The following is an 18,115-nucleotide window of genomic DNA, read 5'->3' as shown; positions in this document are numbered from 1 at the left end:
AGCATTACTCAAATGGATTGAATGATTTAGGAATGTTTGACAAATAAACTTGCCCATGCATTCACACGTGCAGGAATCTCAGCGACCGACCGCCCTAATATATCACTAATCACCGCACATAAGTCTGCACCTGAGTCGACCACAACTTGAGAATTCTCAACACTTAAGCCACCAATCGCACAGATTGGCACATTTTTAAACTGCGATGATGCTTGTTTTAAAGTCTCTAAACCAATATTTCCCGCTTCAGGTTTGGTCGATGTTGCATAGATTGCACCAAATGCAACATAGCTTGCCCCTTGTGCAATTGCCAGTTCAGCCAGTTCAAGTGAATTGGCGCAGGTTCGCCCAATAATTGCACCGTCAGCCAATTGGGCTTTCGCATCGGTAATTTCACCGTCTGTTTGACCTAAATGCACACCAAGACCAAATTGGGCTGCCAGTTTTAAGTCATCGTTGATCACAAATGGTGTTTGATATTTTTCACAGAGTTGTTTGATTTGTTCAACTTCAGCAGGCTGATCAGCTTTAGCCACTTTTTTACGGCGATATTGCAAAATTGCCACCTGAGCTGTCGCCAGTGCAGCATCGAGTTTTTCGAGTAATGTTTCTAAAGGGTCATCATTGGTAATGAGATATAAACCACGCATAAAAGCTCTAAATCACAAACAAATTTGGGGTTAGTGTAACGCTCGACTCTCTGAAGCTCAAACTACAAATAAAAAAACCGAGAAGTAAACTTCTCGGTTGATTGACTCACTTTAGTTAATCTTAGAAACGGTAACCTATCCCCAAGTACGTCACAACTGGGTTAATCTCAATTTTACTTTTACCCTGTACATAACGAGTATTACCCGCATAGACATCTAACGTTGCATCTGTACTGAGATGTACATAACTGACTGAAGCAGTTGCAAACCAGTTTTTATTAATATTGTAATCAGCGCCAATAAATGCAACTGGGGCAACAGCATCATCAATTTTTACATTACGAATACTTGCACCATAATTGGCTAGATACGAGCTAACTGCAGAATCTAATTTAAAATTATGGAAGTGAGCATACATAATCCCTGCACCAACATAAGGGCGGAATTTACTATCGACTGTACCAAAGTGATATTTACCCGTTAAGACTGGACTATAAACTTCAACATCACCCACTTTACTAAATTTATCTAGATTTAGAACCCCACCCAGTAAAGAGCCTTTCCCTTTAATATCGAGCTTTGGCGGTACACCTAAAATCAATCCGAGACTAACATTATCATTGACTAAATAATCAAGTTTAAATTCTGCAGTATCTGTATCTTCAAGTTCAAATCCTGCTTGAGAATTAAATTCTGTTGTACCTGAAAGAAGATAATCAGACTGCACGCCTTGTTTTGTCCCTTGCGGCATAATATGTGCCCAACCCGCAGAGACAGCGACAACTTTGCCATCGGAGGTTTCTGCATGTGCAGCCATTCCTGTAACAAGTAATGCTGTAGGAATAAATACTTGTGCCAATTTTTTCATATGATGACATCCTGTGATGTTTAGTTCTTTGTAGAGTGGTATCCAAACCACCAGTCCTTTACTTTATTGAGATATTAACCGTTAAACTTGGTTTATATTTATTGTTTAAATGACTGGTGAATTCAAAATCTAACACCAGTCACTTGTCGACGATCTTATGATTCAAAATCATCGACTATCTTGGATCTAGTCACTGACTTAGAAACGATAACCTACTCCAAGATAAGTCACAATTGGATTAATTTCAATTTTAGTTTTACCATTTACAAGTGTTACATTTGATGCATTATTCACTACATCTAGACTTGCATTGGTATTTAAATGTACATAGCTAACCGATGCTGTTGCAAACCAATTTGAATTAATATTGTAATCGGCACCAACGAATGCAACTGGAGCAACTGCATCATCAATTTTTACATTACGGATACTTGCGCCTGCATATGTCGCTAAATATGAACTAACACTTGGATCTAATTTAAAATTGCTAAAATGCGCATACATCATACCCGCACCAGCATATGGACGGAACTTACTATTTACTGTACCAAAATGGTATTTACCAACAATAACTGGACTATAAACTTTAACATCACCCACTTTGCTAAATTGATCCAGATTTAAGGCTCCACCCAATAATGAACCTTTTCCTTTAATATCTAATTTTGGTGGTACACCAACGATTAAACCTAAGCTTACATTGTCATTTACCAAATAATCAGCCTTAATTTCAGCAGTATCAGTGTCTTCTAATTCAAAACCTGCTGATGAATTAAAACCAGTTAATGCAGGCAGTACAGTTGATGTTGATTGAACACCTTGTTTCTCACCTTGAGGCATAATGTGTGCCCAACCTGCTGCAATTGCAAAATTTTTACCATCTGAAGTTTCTGCATGAGCAACAGTCATTGTTGCCAAAATTGCCATAGGGAGAATCGCTTTCATCAACTGTTTCATCGAAAATTTTTCCATTAATTTGATTTTAAATGGTTTTCACCATCTCTCCGCGCAATATTAGAATAATTACTTTAAATATCAATAGCCTCAAAAATTGAACTATTAAAAAAAATCTATAGAAAAAATATATTTTGTTTTAAATCAAAAATTTAAAATATAAAACATAAAATACAATACTTTCTAAATGTTTATCTTTTGTCCTATAAATTTAAGTTGTATTCATAAGCTCAAAATTTCATCAAAAATTCAATTTTAAAGTCAGCTTTCTAGGTCTATAGTTGCTCTATCTTCTGAGAAAATAACAGGATCACACTCATGCATGAAATTGAATTAAAGCTGCAAATTCCAGAGCAGAAACGTGCCGCAGTCGTGAAAGCATTTGAAACCAAAACGACTCAGCACATCGAGTTACATGCACGTTATTTTGACACTGAAGACTCAAAGCTTGCAGCACAGCATATTGCCATTCGAATACGTAAAGAAGGTCAAATATGGGTTCAAACGCTGAAAGGTGCAGGTGCAAATCCATTACAGCGCTATGAACACGAAACGAGTTTAGGTGAATCAAGTGAAGCACCTGATTTAGATTTGACTGTATATGAGCAAGAACCTCACGCACTCAAATTACTCAAAAATGCGCTCGGTGATGACTTTTCGAGTCTGCAATTAAAGTTCGAAACGATTGTGCAACGTGCGTATCGGATCGTGCAGTTTAATCGTTCAAAAATTGAAATCTGCCTAGATCGTGGTACGGTACAAAATACGCAGCAACAGCGTGAAATTTATGAAGTTGAATTTGAACTCAAACAAGGTCAGATTCAAGATTTGATTCAACTCACTCAACAATGGGTGAAAAAATATCATATTTGGCTCGATGTCAGAAGCAAAGCAGAACGCGGTAACTTATTGGCGCAAGGTACACAGGTAAGTCCTGCAACGCTAGCAGCGCCTGTACATTATGATAAAAAAGCATCCAATGAAACGATTGCCCAACATCTGATTGCAGCTGCTCTACGCCACGCACTTCCTAATTTTGCAGCAATTGCAGATCAAGTTGCAGAATCTGCCCATTACTATCAAGCCTATTTAGCACTACGTCAGTTAGTGAGTAGCCTACAACTTTTTCAAAGTGTAATACCCAACCAAATCCTAGAACAGGTTGCACAATTACAGCATTTGCTACAGGCAGCACATGCAGCCTATGTTGCGACCAGCCTGTACCCTGCTATTTTACTGCAATCTGAACTTACCCAAGTTGCCGAATTGACGCTTCAACCAACTGAGCAAGTATTTAAGCAGAATCATAGTACTTTATTAGTTTTAGATTTATTGGCTTTTAGTTTAAATACAACCCAGTCCACTGCATCTGAAATCTCTGTGAAAAAGCAATTTAAGCAATATATTGCACAATTTAGTACCGATATTGATATGTTTGCTCAACTCAAAAATACAGAAAAATGCCAAACACTGGCACATCTACAGACTTGGGGAGATGCGCTTGCACTTGGCACGCCATTAACCAGTAAAAAACAACTGGCACTTTATGTTGAATTACAACCAGAGCTTAGTGAAAGTTTTGATCTGTGGGTGGCTCAACAAATTGCTTTTCAGTATTTAAAAGCGCCTGAACAGCAATATTTTGTACTTGGTTGGTTGTCTAATCAGATTCCTCAACAACAAGCACATCTTGAGATCTCATTAAGAAAATTATTGAAAAAAATCACCTAATCAAAATTGCTGCTCACACGACACAATGTCGTGTGAGTCGCTGCAACTTAATTCTAGCGATATTTTCCAAAAATCTTCCAGACACCATTATCTGCAAGTGGGTCACTATAACGATCACTACGTTGTTTACGTGGTTTTTCCCGAGCATCCACCACTTTAAAATGTTTTTCCCCGCCTAAAACAATTCCATTGTTATAAAAACGGGTACGGGTATATTCACTTTGCCCATGTTGAAATACATAAGTTCTCAAATCAATAAACTCGCGATGTGCGACCAAAGCTGCTGTAGTGTCACTTTCGAGCCATGCTTTCATTGCAACGATTTGTTCAGCATCAAACTGACCGCATTTTTCAATCAAACTGAGTACCCCACGGAAGGTTTTGGATTCTTTTGCGCGGGTTTTATTGATACGAATACGATCTACATGAAAGAAAAATAAGGGTAAATTCAAATGACTGGGTAAATGAATAGCATCAATCACGTCATCTTCTAAAAAAGGCTGACAGAGTTGCTGTGCCCGCTCGATCAGTTCTTGCCACTGACTAAAATACTGTTCAACCTCTGCTTGAGGTGCATAATAAATTGGCAAGCCTTCAACATGTTCAAGTTGCTCGGGTGGCCAAACCTGTTGTCGTAATAATTGAATATCTTGTTTTAAAGTTTGTATAGCAATGGAATCTTGCATTTAGGTGACTCGTTTTGCTTAGGCTATTTAAAGATTAAGCCAACTGTTTAGTTTCCGCAAGGCTTTGCCTATAATAGACCGTCATTTTTGTGTTGGAATAGTCCCATGACTCAAAAGATTCAAGCAACGGATGTTACAGAAGAAGAAGCACAAAATGCGGTCTTTTTTGAACGTACCGATGAATTTATTAAGCTAGCAAACGAGTTTTGCCGTCCTGAAAAAGGTCAAAAACCTCAGCCTGTTGAGTTGCGTGGACAAGTCAGCGCTGCCATGCTTTTTGCTACTGCCCGTTTTAATACATGGGTGGCTGCCAATAACTTCAAAGATGGTGATGAAATGCGCGATGCAAAAGAGCAAGTGATTTCATACCTGATGCAACAATTTCATATGATGCTTGAAGATAATTTTGATGAATATTGTGAGCAATTTGAAAACTATTTACGTTTCCGTAAAAATGAAGATTTTCACACTCACAAACATGATCATGACCACAATCATTAAATCATCATCGACCCACCCATAAAAAAATGAGCTGTTATCAGCTCATTTTTTTATGTCTTATCGACATGATTTATTGCTGAGATTTTGCAATAAATGAACTGGCTTGTACTTTGCCATAGGGATCAGCCATTACCTCAATATAATGATCCAATTGGATATATTTTTTAATGACAGCATCCACGTCTGCTTTACTTAAACCTGCAATTGCCTGATCTCGTTGTTGACGAGAGTGCATCGTTTTTCCACGTTCGAGCTGACTATTGAGCATCTGATGAATAATGCGACTGTCTTCAAGGCTCGTGACTCGTTTTTTCAAGATGTTCGCTTTTGCCGCTTCAAGTTCTTGTGGAGTCACCCCATGTGCAAGTAAATCTTTGAGAACTGTGTGAACAGCTTGTGACGTTTGTTGCGCTTTATCGGTCGTATAATTCGCTTCTATGCTGAATACACCAACCGAATCATGTAAATCTAGATCTAAACCACTTGAGAACCCATAAACCAAATGATTCTTTTCACGCAACTCTTGACCTAAACGTGAAGATAGTTGTGAATCACCTAAAATATAGCTCAGAACTTGCAAAGCTGGAGCATCTGCATCGTCTATACCCACAGGCAATAGCAAAAGCCCCTGATAATGACCAAATTCGCGTTGTTCGGCTTGTACATGAACTTGCTGTGCTGGATACACTTGATATTTTGAAGATAAACGCTGATAAGGTGCTGATGATGACCATGTTGCCAGTTTCTGATTCATAACTTGACGAATTTGAGCGACATCAAAATCACCTGTTACGGATAACTGAGCATGATTAAATCCCATAAACTGTCGATAAAGCTGCTCTACTTGGGCTTGCGTTGCAGATTGCAGTTGTTGCTTGACTTGCTCAGGCTCAAAATGAAACCGTAAATCGCCTGCTGTGTACTGCTCAACAATCCGCGACATGGTTAAACCTGCAACAGTTTCAGGTTCAGTATAGGGACGATTCAAACTTGCCAGACTTTGGGATTTAATTAAATCAAACTGACTCTGTTCAAAGCTTGGATGCTGCAAAATACTTAAAATATAATTAAAGTACTCAGTAAAATGCTGCTTATTGGCGCGAATCTGTATCTCCAAACCATTATCTTGACTCACCACTGTCGCCTGAGCATCTGCCGCAATCGAGTGATCAATAATCTGCTGTAAGCTCTGTTGATCTGAGCCACGTAAGAGCAAATATGCTGTTAAATCCAAAACCTGCCCTTTATTCCATAATGACTTTTCTGTACCAAAATTGAGATTAATACTGGCATAGACTTTATTGTCATTTGTGGTTGTTGGGAAAAGTGCATACTGCAAACCATTTTTTAACGTACCACGCTGGATTTTTTGCTCTGTTGTCTGCAAATATTGCTGTGAACGTGTCAAATAATCTTGAGTTTCCTGCTGATATTGTTTGACGTCTTTGACTGGTTCAGCTGTGACATTTTCAGCAGATTGACTTTTTGCTTGTCGGCTCGCTTGTTGTGGTTGGATGGCTTTTTTTTGTGATTCAGGCGTTGGCTGAATATCGCCAGAGAGACGATGTTCTGCAATCAGAAATTGATTGAGTGTTTGATTTACCTGTGTTGAGGTCAGATTCTGTACAGCATCTATATCTGTAAAATATTGCTCCCAATGCCCTGCCGAAGATACTGCATAATCACTCAACCGCCCACCCAGTGCAATCGAATTACTGGTAATACTATCTACCTGATTTTTAAATAGACCTTTTATACGGTTCAAGTCTGTATCATTGAACTGCGCAGGTTTCTCAACATTTTGCACAAGTGCTTGAGAAATTTGCTGTGGATTTTGATTGGGTGCATAAATCGCTCCCATAAAAACCACATTAAAATCTTGATCTAACCATGTCGTTGCTTGAACGGTTGTTGTCATTCCTGTTTCAACCATTGTTTTATACAAGGAACCACTTGGTTGCAGCGTATACAAATAAGGGGCAACTGCCAAAACAGGCTGAATACTCGGATTGCGCCCATTCAAGTACATATTCACTTTAGCGAGATCACTGCCTTTCTGCACACTAAACTGACGCTGACGAATTTTAGTCGCATCTAGCATTGGAACTTTTGCCATAGCAGGCACAGGATGTGTATGAATATGCGCAAAGTTTTGTTCAATACTTTTAAGGAGTTGTGCCTGATCAAATTTTCCAGTCACGACCATAATTGCATTATTGGGTGCATACCATGTCCGATAAAACTGGTTGAGTTCGTTCATCTTGATTGATTTCAACTCATCTAGATCACCAATCGGCAAACGCCCCAAAGCCTGATTGCCATAAGCAGCTTTAAACATTTGATCCATCAACACCGCAAAAGGTTGATCTAAACGTAATTCCCGTTCACGGCGTACAATCTCGATCTCCGTTGCGACAAATTTCTTTTGTAAAACCAGCTTATCCATTCGCTGTGCTTCCAAATAAAGCACCTGATCAATCACTTTTTGCTCTGGGCGAATAATATTGGTGTATTTGGTTGAGTAATAGTCAGTACTGGCATTTGTCGCCAATGTATATTGATCTAAACGACGTTGAAATTCATTGCCCTGTACATCTTGTGTGCCTTTAAATGCCAAATGTTCCAATAAATGTGCCAAACCTCCTTTTCCCTTAGGATCATTTAACGAACCTGTTAAATAAATGGTATTCATAAAGACTTTATTTTCATTATTATTTGGTGCAAGGATAACCCGTAACCCATTCTCTAATTGATACTCACTAATTTGATGCTGACTTTTCACTAAAATGGTTTGTGCAAAACTTGTGGTTGTCCAGCCAATTAGACACAGTGATAACGTGAGTTTCTTTAATTTTTTGAACATTATAATGATCCGATTTGATAAAAATCTGCTTGAGTTGCAAGATGCAATTTTGGAAAATTAAGTAATTTAATATTTAAAAAAATCATAATCTTATGATTTGAGTTGTCATGAATGAGCAATTTACAATATAAGTTGCTTAACTGCTCTGATTGACCGATCCATGCTGTTGATGTTTGACTTTGACCCATTGATACCAGCCATAGACTGCCATGAGCACAAATGCAGCATATAGACCCGCCGTAAGATATAAGTCTTTATAGATAAACATGCCCACATAAATAATATCGACCACCACCCAAAGTGGCCATGTTGCAATATGCTTACGACTTGTCCAATACGTTGCTAGCAGGCTAAATGCTGCCAACTGGGCATCTAACATAGGAACAGCTGCATTGGTAAAATGCTTTAAGCTTAAACCAAAAATCAGACCTGCTATTGCGGCAAGTAGCAATTGCCATGCAACCGTCGAATAAGCTAAAGGTTCGATCTTAATGTCATGATCAACTTGCTGACCTTTCATCCAGACAAAGAAGCCATAAAAATTGACCACAGAGAAGAAAATTTGCAAAATCACTTCACCATACAACTGATAAGTGAAAAACAAATAACCATATAAAATATAAGCCAGCATATTAAATGGCCAACACCACATATGGCGCAACACGGTTAGCCCAACACCAATTAAGCTGACAATGACCGCAAAAATTTCTAAATTTGACATGGAAAACACACACTATATCGTTTGGGCTAAACGACCAGATTGAATCGTTAAGACTTCATCGCCCATTTGGCTAAAGCATTGCTGACAGTAATTGATAAAGTATCAACATATCGGCTATATAAATCAGAGATCAATAACACACTGCTCAAACAGATCAATACTGAACACAATACGGCAAGATCATAATTAAAGCCCAGCGCCATAAACCAGTTAAATGCAGGAATACAAATCAGATAAATCATCATCATGTGTAATAAATAAATTGAGAATGATAATTTACCTAAATAAATCAATGGTTTTTTATCAAAAACATCTGAAAGCTGCTGACAGAGCAAAATACTATAAACAATCAAAATACCTGAGAAGAAATTACTGTAATCATAAGTTCTCCAACCCAAAATTTTATATAACCAGTGATATGCATGGCTACTATTGTGCGCCCCTGCGAAATACAAACCTGCAAGAAACATTCCCCATGCCAAAACGGGTTTGATTTGCCGACCGTATAAATACATATAACAGCCAATCACAAAACTCGACATACCTAAAAAGAAACGTTCTGCTTTCCACAAGGCACACAGAGGTAATACAACTGAAGCAATATAAAATAGAGGTTTTTTATAATGGTAAAGTAACAATAAAATAAACAGTAAAATGGAACCAAACAATTCAATTTGCATTGTCCAAAGTACCCAGTTACTGCCACTTTCAGCAAATAAAAATGCACCTATGCTGCCCTCATAAGCGGCTTGCTGCAAACTAATTTCCTGAGTTGCATAAGCTTGTAACCAACCATTAACCAAGTCACTGTTAATATGGGTATAACTCAGTGCCAACCACGCCAAAATACAGGAAAAAAATGCGGGGATTGCCAAACGTGGATAGCGCTTAATCGCCATTTCAGCCACTTTTTTAGGGACATTTTGATGTCTTAAAATCGCATAGCTTAGAACAAAACCACTTAAGACAAAAAACACAAAAACGGCTGCGGTACCTGAATACCAAAATGCAAATGGTGAGTGATGGATAAAATAATCCCAACTGCCATGTGCGCGATCATCTGGGCTAAAATGGTGTAAGTATGGATAGAAGCTCAAAGAAAGGTGTGAAAACACCACTGCTAAACATGCCAGACCACGAATGCTTTCTGCTGCGTTTAATTTTGCCATAGTGGTAGTGGGAGCAATAGGAAGTTTAAAAACTTGCCAAGCATAGGACTGAATCTTAATTCATGCAAGAATAAATCACAAAAAGCCCCTGTAACAGGGGCTTAGATCACGGATCTAGAACTTAATCCACGCGTACAATTTCGCCATGTTCATTGTGATGAACAACGCAGATTTTTTGCTTACGTCCCTGAGCGACTTCTTGCTCTGGCAGATCAAAATGGCGAGCATAATCATTGATATTTTTTGCTTTAACATGTTTTACCGTGTGTGCAGGAATCAACTTACACCACAAGCACAACACTGCCGCACAGGTCAACAAAGTGATCATATCCATTTGTAGACCAAACCAAAATGCATTGAACAGGCGATGAAAACCATAAGGCTGATTTGCACTGATTAAACCGATTAAGACCACCATCGGACGCCACAATAAAAACCACACACCCCAAAGCATCGCAGTTGAAGTGGTTGACATATAACGTCTATGCCAAGGCAACTGCGCACGTAAGTCAATAATTAACGAATTTGTACTCATGAATCTATACCTAAGTGATCGATGATTTTAGCGGATACCGCGATCTGGGCTTACCCAGCGCGCACGTTTACCATCCCCTCTCATCAATACTTTTGGGAAGGCAAGAATGCTAGCAGTGACCGTAATCAGCCAAAATACGAATGGATACCAAATCATCCAATAATAATTTTTCAGTAAACCTGGCTCATAACGACTATCCATCCATTTACTAATCATGAACTGGAATAAGCAGGTTGCACCTAATAAGATACCTGTACCGTATGGGAGAAATGGTGAGCTCATGACAGGTAAGACATGATTAGGAATAATTAAATCCACTAACCAAATACAAGCTACCAACAACATTAAATATGACCATACTAATGTCAGAAGTAATTCTAACATGAGTGGCCACAAAAAATTCAGACCTGGTTTGAACAGCACGTCAAAATTTTTAATCAGAACTTGCGCACCACCCATTGCCCAGCGTAGACGTTGTTTGTATAAGCCTTTTAAGGTTTCAGGCATCAAAATCCACACCAGTGCATTGGGTTCAAATTCAACATCCCAACCTGCACGCTGCAATTTCCACGTAATATCAATATCTTCAGTCAGCATATTTGGAGACCAATAGCCAACTTCGTGTACAGCACTCTTACGAAATGCTGTAATCACACCCGATACCGTAAATAATCGTCCAAATACACGCTGAGCACGTTTAATCATACCCACAATCGATGAAAACTCACCCACCTGAATACGTCCAAGTAAAGTTGAACGTGTACGGATACGTGGATTTCCTGTCACCGCTGCAATTTTTTCATCGGCAAGAAAATGTCGAATCATCCATTTTGCAGCATGTGGGTCAAGCAAAGCATCACCATCAATACCAATGAGGAACTCAGCATCGGTCAGTAAACTCCCTGCTTGAAGCCCCATTGCTTTACCTTGGTTTTGCGCTAAATGTACAACCCGCAATTTTTCAAATCGCCCTGCCAAACGGTCTAGCACTTCGCCTGTATTATCTGAACTTCCGTCATTAATCGCGATCACTTCAAAATCGGGATAATCCAATTTTAGTGCATGACTAATCGTTTCTTCAGCATTATCCCCTTCGTTAAAGCAAGGAACCAGTACCGCAACCTTTGGGTATGAAGGTAAGTCTTTAGGTTGAGTATAAACAGGGTCTTTGCGTTCTTTCATGTAGAACACAATTGCCCCGATCATCCACAAATAGGACATAAATAACGGATAATAAAATACAAACTCTAAAGCAGAGTGCCAAAAGTGCTGTAACGCAGACATAATGCTCAAACTCCTACGGCACTATGCGATCTGATTTAGAATCAAAGGCTTTACGCATAATATCCACATTTGGCAATTGCTTAATTGGATCATCTGGATAATACGCCACGTGTAAAGCACCTTGTTTATAGAGTGACTCAATGGTATCACCCAACTCTTGCGATGGTACAGGCTCATTGGTACGCCAATTTTGTGCTTGTAACTCAAATACGGTTTTGTGCAAGCCATTCGGATAAGATTTCACACGATTCACAATATCTTGATAGAACTTATCTTTATTTTCCGCCTGCTCCATATATGGCATTGCCATAATCGCAGTAAAGTCATAGCGTTTTAAAGACTGCTCTAAGGATTGTGCATACCAATTTTCTGCATAAGGATTTAAAGCCACTTGTGCATATAAATTACGGGCAGTCATCAAAAATGGTTGATATTGGCGCACTTCACCTGCCAACTGCAAGGCAAAGTTATCAATATAATTGGTTTTAAACTTTGTCCATTTTTCCAATTCAGCATCATTATTACGAACTTGCTCTAAATTGGTAGATAAACCTGCTGATGCGTAGGCTTTCAATGCATACGGGCTTGCATCTTCATAATCTGACAATGTGGTATCGTCATGGAACAAGATGCCATTAAACGTTGAAGATTTCGCCAAATCTTGATACAAGCCTTCAATCACACGACGCGCTGGAGCAGCAAATGGGCTTAAACGGATATAACCCATATTTAGATGATCACTGTCTTTCGGCTGCTGAGTCACAACCAAATCTTTCGATACAGGATTTGACTTTGGCAATTCCCATGCAAGGAGTGGCATCCACGCATATAAACGAGTCACCTGTGTACGGCTTTGAATTTGCCAAGCAACACGGTTGAACAAATCGGCACGTACAGGAATATAACGGTTTGGGAAATACACCATATCGGCTGAACCATTGGCATCTGGATCAGAGAATGCTTGTAAATATACTGTAGTGATATGCATTTGCTGGATACGATCTAGCAAATTCCCCAAATTACGTTCTTGTTGTGCTGGATCTGGATCATAAATGTAGTCTAAGTCAACATGCATGATCTTTTGTGGACGGTAATTGTCGCCCCAGTTTTTATCACGAATCTCAATTTCACGTGACAGGCTGTTCAAGGTCATATCATGTTCAACTAAGATACGGTTAATCGCACCCAAAGACTTCTTCAGATAGACAGGGCCGTCATCTAGACTTACTGTAATTGGCATGCCTAATTCTTTGGCAATACGGACTGTTTCCAAGTTATAACGACCATATGGCCAAACCATCACGCGTGGTGAAGGAATACCATGTGCTTTAATCAAGTCATTATTTTTCTTTAAGTCATCATAAATACGTTTGGCATAAGCACCATCACCTTCATAGGTTTTGGTTTTTGCATCATAAAAACGTGTGGTTGCCGCAGGTTCAGAGTTTCCTTGTGGGTTGCCTATGATGCCACGGTGTAAATTGTAACTGTGGCTAGCAATTTCAACATAACCACTTTGGCTCATTTCTTTGAGTTGAGCCCAAGTTAAAATCTTGTTACGTGCAATTTCTTCATCACCAAAGTTCACCATCTGGTTTGGTTTTGGCTCTAACCAAGAACCCACTACAGCCAAAACCACAGGAACTTTGTTGGCTTTCACAAATGGATAAACATTTTGATAGAAATTTTCATAGCCATCATCAACTGTTAATAACACAGGTTTTTCAGGTAAAGAGATTTTACCCTGATGTGCTTTTAGAAGCTGATCTACACTAATAAAGTGGAAACCATTTTTCTGTAAGTAGCGAACTTGCTCTTCAAAATGAGCTGTTGTGACCGAATATTGCGGAATCAACGCATCTTTATCATCGGTAACTTCGTGATAACCAATCACGGTCAGCGTTGTTGGATTAATTTTTGGCTTCTTTGCAGAAACAGCCTGTGTCATACCAACAGCAGCCATACCAACGCAAGTTGCAAGTACCGAACTTAAAAAGCGATTAAACATAATATGCCTGTTTTATAAATCGTGATGTGACCAATCTGATATGACATTTCAAACATTCAAGTCGTAGAAACAAGCTTTTATATTGCATGATGCTTCAGATTAGTAAGTACGATATATTTTCAAAAATTAAACTGAAAACAAGCTTAAAAGTTTGGCTGTTTGCTGCAAACATCCTGACATTCATCTTGTGATTTTTTTCAAAATCTAGTGAAATTTTTAAACTTAAAACCAGAAACAAAGTTGAAGAAATTCATAGAGCTGATAAAGATATGAACTAATTTTAGGATACAAAATTGTGTGAATTATAAAATAATCATGTATTTTATCTACATCATAAATTCAGATCTTACAATTCAGCACATCTTCGCGACATAATTTAACACACTTGGATTTCATTTTTTTGACATAGATCATTTGGTAGATCACCAAATGATCTCCAATCAAAATGGATTACTCATCGCGAGTTTTGACATCAAATAATTCGATTTCAAACACCAAATTTGAGTTTGCTGGAATAATTTTTCCGATCTTGCGATCGCCATACGCCAAATGTGCAGGAACCAGCAATTTACGTTTACCACCAACACGCATTCCGATAATACCCTGATCCCAACCTTTGATCACACGTCCTGTACCAATGACACATTCAAAGTACTGACCACGATCAATTGATGCATCGAACTGAGTTCCATCTTCTAACCAACCTGTGTAATGGGTCGTAATCAAAGCACCTTTCACTGCTTCTTTGCCTGTTCCAAGTTTAAGATCAATAATTTCCAACTCTTGCATGATGAGTCACATCCAAAATCAAAATGAATCGGTATTTTACGATTTTCCAGAGATAAACCGATGCCTGACCGTTTATTTTTTCTTAAAAAAAGACTCACGCCCAATATGTAACCACAATGTAAAAACCATGCTGTTTTTTTCAGCATGAAATACACATTTTATTCACAATTTTACACTTTTCGAGTAACACATTTTTTACGACCTATTTACAAAAATATTGCTTCTGTGCTCAAGCCGTAACTCAGATGTGATTTTTTGTCAGATGATTTGCCGTTTTACTATGCGCCACTTACGATGAGTTCACATTCAGATTGATCCAAATCAGATGAATGAATCTAAGACTTTAAAGGATGCCATTTTATGAAACTTGTCAAAATTCTACTTGCAACATCTCTAGCAGCAGCATCGATTGCGGCATTTGCAGCAACGCCAAATGCTTCACCCAGCACAGTAAATCAGGATGGTAAAGTCGTGGTTTCCACACAAGAGCAAGGCAACAGCACCACCAGTGGCAGTTTAGACAATAGTGCCCAAGGCTCAACACATACTGATCAAACGCTGCAAAACTCAACCACACCGAGCCATGCATCGGGTCAAAGTAAATCCAAGCACTAAAGGAAAAGACCCAAGACAATACAAAGTTGTATCAATTAAATAAAAAAAGACTGTGGTTGCTACCCACAGTCTTTTTTTCACTCAGCAAAATTTAGCCTTGTTTGGCACTTTCTTTAAAGATACTACAAGATTGGTGGTGATTTTCTTGTAAACGTAATTGCTTACGCTGTTCAGCCGCCTCAAAACGGCAGCGTTTCCACTCATTATCAAGTTTCAAAGGAGGTACTGCTTGCGGTTGACCATGTTCATCTACAGCAACCATGGTAAAGAAACAACTATTGGTATGACGCATACTACGACTACGAATATTTTGTGCTTCTACACGAATCCCGATTTCCATTGAAGTACGACCTACATGGTTGACACTTGCAAGGAATGTAACCAACTCACCTACATAAATCGGTTCTTTAAACGTTACTTTATCGACAGATAAAGTCACAACATAACTACCCGAATAACGGCTTGCACAAGCATATGCCACTTGATCCAGTAATTTTAAGATGGCTCCACCATGTACATTCCCTGAGAAATTTGCCATATCAGGTGTCATTAACACCGTCATGGTTAATTCAGATTGGTCATCCGCTGACTGTAGAACTTGATCTAAAGGTGACATTAAAACACTCTTCGACTAAAGAATAATTGACAAGCGTGGATTATAGCCGATTTTTTTATTGTTATTGTTCAGTTTATTCATCAATATTTCAGATAAAAACACTCAGGATTATACAGCGTATCTTATCAAAATGCGCTGTATTTATGATTTTTCTTAAAAAGATGCTGATCAATCAATCAAAAATTAATGAGATGCGACAAGAAGTTGTTGCTCTTTTTCTTGAATGACCTGTTGAATATCGGCTAATTTTGCCTGTGTTGCATACACACCTGCCAAACGAGTTTGGTCACGCTCAGTCACATCAAAAATATGCGCTTTTTCACGCAAGTCAGGTTGAATGACAATATCGGCATGTCGTAATTCGGCATGTGATAACTGTTGCTGCATAATATTAATGTTCTGATTGAACAATCCCCACATATTGGCTGTTTCGGTATATTGTGGTTGAGCCAAAATATCGACCGCAATCACGACATCCGCACCCAGTTGTCGCGCAACATCGACAGGAACAGGGCTGACCAAGCCTCCATCAACATATTCTTTGTTTTGAATCATTGCAGGAATGAACATGCTCGGTATCGCAGACGATGCACGCACTGCTTGCCCTGTATTGCCATAATTAAAGACCACTTTTTTGCCTTGTTTCAATTCAGTCGCAACCACAAATAAGGGGATTTTCATTTTTTCTAAAGGCAGATTTCCAATCTGATCATTAATAAAATGCTCAACTTTAGCCCCATCTAAGAATCCATTTTTACGTAAGGTAATCTCACGGACATCTTGTACTTTCATATTCAGGGCAATCTCTCTAATTTGCTCAGGTGTTTTACCACTGGCATAAAGTGCCCCAACGATACTCCCCGCACTGGTTCCCACAATAAAATCAGGACGAATTCCATGTTCTTCCAAAACCTGAATCGCCCCAATATGGGCATAACCACGTGCGCCACCACTCCCGAGTACTAAAGCCACAACTGGTCGATGCTGTTGCTGTTTAATCTTCTCAAAATCAATTAAATTGGGGCGTGCCTGAGCCTGTTCTGTTGTCACGTCATTCACAAGATTCGTGATGAGTGGTACAGGTTGAGTAACGCTGTGCGGGATGCTTTGACATGCTGTGAGTAGCGTCAAACAAGTCGCAGAAAGAATCCAATTTTTCATAAGCAGCATCACTAAAATTACAACAAACAAAGGCAATCGCAGGCATTTTACTGTGAAAGAATAATCCGTTTTGAACTGTTTCTTTACAGTATTGTTTCATTATGATTAATCGTTGCTTTTTACCAAAAAACAACTGGGTTTCTATGCGAATTTTCTTAATCACTTGTTTTCGAATTATTTTATTTTTAGTCGCAAGTCTTTTAATTGCAGACAGTTTATATCTCTTGTTACAAGGAAAAATTCATATTGGGATTGTGCTGCCACTTTTGATTGGCACAGGTTTTCTGGTCATCGCGCTCGCATGGACACAGATTCAAGATTATTTAAATCGGCATCCAAAAATTAAAAAAACTTATTTCATCCTTTGGGGACTGTTTGTCATCTGGCTCATGACCTTGGCAATATTCGCCTATCAACTCAAAAATCATATTCGAGATCAAATCATCAATCAGCCTGTCAAAGCGATCATTGTTTTAGGCAGTGGTACAATTCGGGGACAACCTAGCCCAACTTTAGCTTTGCGTCTTGATCGTGCTGCTCAGCTTGCTCAGCTTGCTCAGCAGCAACCTCAAGCATGGATTGTACTTTCAGGCGGTTTAGATTTTAGTGAGCAACATACTGAAGCAGAGGTTATGGCAACCTATTTACAGCAAAAATACAGATTATCGACACAGCGTATGCTGCAAGAAGATCGCAGCACCAGCACAGAATTAAATCTCAAAAATAGTGCAGTTTTATTGGTGCAGCATCAGATTAGCAAAGATATGCCGATTGCCATTGTCACCAGTGATTTCCATACCATTCGTGCACAGGCGATTGCCAAAAAACAGAACTACAGTCATAGCATGATGCTGGCAGCAGAAACACCGTTAGAAACGCGTTATAACGCATGGCTAAGAGAATACTTTGCATTTATGAGTGGAAAAATTTTGCAGGAATATTAAGTCACGATAAATAAAAAGCC

The 18,115-nt window shown here is 38.8% G+C and carries 17 protein-coding genes; 4 read left to right on the top strand and 13 right to left on the bottom strand.

What is annotated here, in order from left to right:
- Positions 1-26: 26 nt before the first annotated feature.
- The 3 genes from thiE to LVY74_RS12875 all read right to left on the bottom strand — a co-directional run bounded on the left by thiE (position 27) and on the right by LVY74_RS12875 (position 2,475).
- Positions 27-650, bottom strand: coding sequence for a thiamine phosphate synthase (thiE, locus tag LVY74_RS12885; RefSeq protein WP_237815391.1), 624 nt, complete (start codon positions 648-650; stop codon positions 27-29).
- Between the two features lie 121 nt (positions 651-771).
- Positions 772-1,518, bottom strand: a complete 747-nt coding sequence (locus LVY74_RS12880) for an OmpW/AlkL family protein (protein ID WP_237815390.1) — start codon at positions 1,516-1,518, stop codon at positions 772-774.
- Positions 1,519-1,716: 198 nt separating this feature from the next.
- Entirely contained in the window at positions 1,717-2,475 is a 759-nt protein-coding gene (locus LVY74_RS12875; protein WP_237815389.1) for an OmpW/AlkL family protein, read from the bottom strand.
- Between the two features lie 315 nt (positions 2,476-2,790).
- Between LVY74_RS12875 and LVY74_RS12870 the strand changes: the two genes are divergently transcribed.
- Positions 2,791-4,203 carry a CYTH domain-containing protein gene (locus LVY74_RS12870; protein ID WP_237815388.1) on the top strand — a complete coding sequence of 471 codons (1,413 nt, stop codon included), beginning with the start codon at positions 2,791-2,793 and terminating at the stop codon, positions 4,201-4,203.
- 53 nt (positions 4,204-4,256) lie between these two features.
- On the opposite strand, the gene LVY74_RS12865 is transcribed toward LVY74_RS12870, so the two are convergent.
- Entirely contained in the window at positions 4,257-4,889 is a 633-nt protein-coding gene (locus tag LVY74_RS12865; protein WP_237815387.1) for a hypothetical protein, read from the bottom strand.
- 105 nt (positions 4,890-4,994) lie between these two features.
- On the opposite strand from LVY74_RS12865, the gene LVY74_RS12860 reads away from it, so the two are divergent.
- Positions 4,995-5,390, top strand: a complete 396-nt coding sequence (locus LVY74_RS12860) for a DUF3144 domain-containing protein (RefSeq protein ID WP_151709028.1) — start codon at positions 4,995-4,997, stop codon at positions 5,388-5,390.
- Between the two features lie 70 nt (positions 5,391-5,460).
- On the opposite strand, the gene LVY74_RS12855 is transcribed toward LVY74_RS12860, so the two are convergent.
- The 7 genes from LVY74_RS12855 to LVY74_RS12825 form a co-directional block, all read right to left on the bottom strand.
- Positions 5,461-8,253 carry a M16 family metallopeptidase gene (locus LVY74_RS12855; RefSeq protein WP_237815386.1) on the bottom strand — a complete coding sequence of 931 codons (2,793 nt, stop codon included), beginning with the start codon at positions 8,251-8,253 and terminating at the stop codon, positions 5,461-5,463.
- Between the two features lie 136 nt (positions 8,254-8,389).
- Entirely contained in the window at positions 8,390-8,974 is a 585-nt protein-coding gene (pnuC, locus tag LVY74_RS12850) for a nicotinamide riboside transporter PnuC (protein ID WP_237815385.1), read from the bottom strand.
- Between the two features lie 47 nt (positions 8,975-9,021).
- Positions 9,022-10,143: an acyltransferase family protein gene (locus tag LVY74_RS12845; protein WP_151709031.1), complete on the bottom strand. Its 1,122-nt coding sequence runs from the start codon at positions 10,141-10,143 to the stop codon at positions 9,022-9,024.
- A 121-nt stretch (positions 10,144-10,264) separates the two neighbouring features.
- Complete coding sequence (pgaD, locus tag LVY74_RS12840) at positions 10,265-10,678, bottom strand: poly-beta-1,6-N-acetyl-D-glucosamine biosynthesis protein PgaD (RefSeq protein WP_151709032.1); 414 nt, start codon at positions 10,676-10,678, stop codon at positions 10,265-10,267.
- A gap of 27 nt (positions 10,679-10,705) precedes the next feature.
- Positions 10,706-11,962 carry a poly-beta-1,6-N-acetyl-D-glucosamine synthase gene (gene pgaC, locus LVY74_RS12835; protein WP_151709033.1) on the bottom strand — a complete coding sequence of 419 codons (1,257 nt, stop codon included), beginning with the start codon at positions 11,960-11,962 and terminating at the stop codon, positions 10,706-10,708.
- Positions 11,963-11,975: 13 nt separating this feature from the next.
- Complete coding sequence (pgaB, locus tag LVY74_RS12830) at positions 11,976-13,970, bottom strand: poly-beta-1,6-N-acetyl-D-glucosamine N-deacetylase PgaB (protein ID WP_237815384.1); 1,995 nt, start codon at positions 13,968-13,970, stop codon at positions 11,976-11,978.
- Positions 13,971-14,420: 450 nt separating this feature from the next.
- A complete protein-coding gene (locus tag LVY74_RS12825) occupies positions 14,421-14,762 on the bottom strand; it encodes an FKBP-type peptidyl-prolyl cis-trans isomerase (RefSeq protein WP_237815424.1) in 342 nt (113 codons plus the stop codon).
- 357 nt (positions 14,763-15,119) lie between these two features.
- Here LVY74_RS12825 and LVY74_RS12820 point away from each other — a divergent pair, with 357 nt between their 5' ends.
- Positions 15,120-15,374: a hypothetical protein gene (locus tag LVY74_RS12820; RefSeq protein ID WP_237815383.1), complete on the top strand. Its 255-nt coding sequence runs from the start codon at positions 15,120-15,122 to the stop codon at positions 15,372-15,374.
- 91 nt (positions 15,375-15,465) lie between these two features.
- Here LVY74_RS12820 and LVY74_RS12815 read toward each other — a convergent pair whose 3' ends face one another.
- Both LVY74_RS12815 and LVY74_RS12810 read right to left on the bottom strand, forming a co-directional pair.
- Entirely contained in the window at positions 15,466-15,990 is a 525-nt protein-coding gene (locus tag LVY74_RS12815) for an acyl-CoA thioesterase (RefSeq protein ID WP_151709037.1), read from the bottom strand.
- Positions 15,991-16,173: 183 nt separating this feature from the next.
- Complete coding sequence (locus LVY74_RS12810; protein WP_151709038.1) at positions 16,174-17,160, bottom strand: patatin-like phospholipase family protein; 987 nt, start codon at positions 17,158-17,160, stop codon at positions 16,174-16,176.
- A gap of 134 nt (positions 17,161-17,294) precedes the next feature.
- On the opposite strand from LVY74_RS12810, the gene LVY74_RS12805 reads away from it, so the two are divergent.
- A complete protein-coding gene (locus LVY74_RS12805; protein ID WP_237815382.1) occupies positions 17,295-18,095 on the top strand; it encodes a YdcF family protein in 801 nt (266 codons plus the stop codon).
- Positions 18,096-18,115: the final 20 nt, after the last annotated feature.

The sequence above is a fragment of the Acinetobacter sp. ME22 genome, assembly GCF_022012315.1.
Taxonomy (GTDB): domain Bacteria; phylum Pseudomonadota; class Gammaproteobacteria; order Pseudomonadales; family Moraxellaceae; genus Acinetobacter; species Acinetobacter brisouii_A.
The sequence above is the reverse complement of the archived record's forward strand: the minus strand, read 5'-3'. Positions and strand labels throughout refer to the sequence as shown.

What these genes read in the sequence shown, in the direction of transcription:
- LVY74_RS12845 (WP_151709031.1), bottom strand. Translation starts at nt 10,143, where the DNA reads ATGGCAAAATTAAACGCAGCAGAAAGCATTCGTGGTCTGGCATGTTTA.
- LVY74_RS12870 (WP_237815388.1), top strand. Translation starts at nt 2,791, where the DNA reads ATGCATGAAATTGAATTAAAGCTGCAAATTCCAGAGCAGAAACGTGCC.
- thiE (WP_237815391.1), bottom strand. Translation starts at nt 650, where the DNA reads ATGCGTGGTTTATATCTCATTACCAATGATGACCCTTTAGAAACATTA.
- LVY74_RS12860 (WP_151709028.1), top strand. Translation starts at nt 4,995, where the DNA reads ATGACTCAAAAGATTCAAGCAACGGATGTTACAGAAGAAGAAGCACAA.
- LVY74_RS12810 (WP_151709038.1), bottom strand. Translation starts at nt 17,160, where the DNA reads ATGCTGCTTATGAAAAATTGGATTCTTTCTGCGACTTGTTTGACGCTA.
- LVY74_RS12855 (WP_237815386.1), bottom strand. Translation starts at nt 8,253, where the DNA reads ATGTTCAAAAAATTAAAGAAACTCACGTTATCACTGTGTCTAATTGGC.
- LVY74_RS12875 (WP_237815389.1), bottom strand. Translation starts at nt 2,475, where the DNA reads ATGAAACAGTTGATGAAAGCGATTCTCCCTATGGCAATTTTGGCAACA.
- LVY74_RS12865 (WP_237815387.1), bottom strand. Translation starts at nt 4,889, where the DNA reads ATGCAAGATTCCATTGCTATACAAACTTTAAAACAAGATATTCAATTA.
- pgaD (WP_151709032.1), bottom strand. Translation starts at nt 10,678, where the DNA reads ATGAGTACAAATTCGTTAATTATTGACTTACGTGCGCAGTTGCCTTGG.
- pnuC (WP_237815385.1), bottom strand. Translation starts at nt 8,974, where the DNA reads ATGTCAAATTTAGAAATTTTTGCGGTCATTGTCAGCTTAATTGGTGTT.
- pgaB (WP_237815384.1), bottom strand. Translation starts at nt 13,970, where the DNA reads ATGTTTAATCGCTTTTTAAGTTCGGTACTTGCAACTTGCGTTGGTATG.
- pgaC (WP_151709033.1), bottom strand. Translation starts at nt 11,962, where the DNA reads ATGTCTGCGTTACAGCACTTTTGGCACTCTGCTTTAGAGTTTGTATTT.
- LVY74_RS12880 (WP_237815390.1), bottom strand. Translation starts at nt 1,518, where the DNA reads ATGAAAAAATTGGCACAAGTATTTATTCCTACAGCATTACTTGTTACA.
- LVY74_RS12815 (WP_151709037.1), bottom strand. Translation starts at nt 15,990, where the DNA reads ATGTCACCTTTAGATCAAGTTCTACAGTCAGCGGATGACCAATCTGAA.
- LVY74_RS12820 (WP_237815383.1), top strand. Translation starts at nt 15,120, where the DNA reads ATGAAACTTGTCAAAATTCTACTTGCAACATCTCTAGCAGCAGCATCG.
- LVY74_RS12805 (WP_237815382.1), top strand. Translation starts at nt 17,295, where the DNA reads ATGCGAATTTTCTTAATCACTTGTTTTCGAATTATTTTATTTTTAGTC.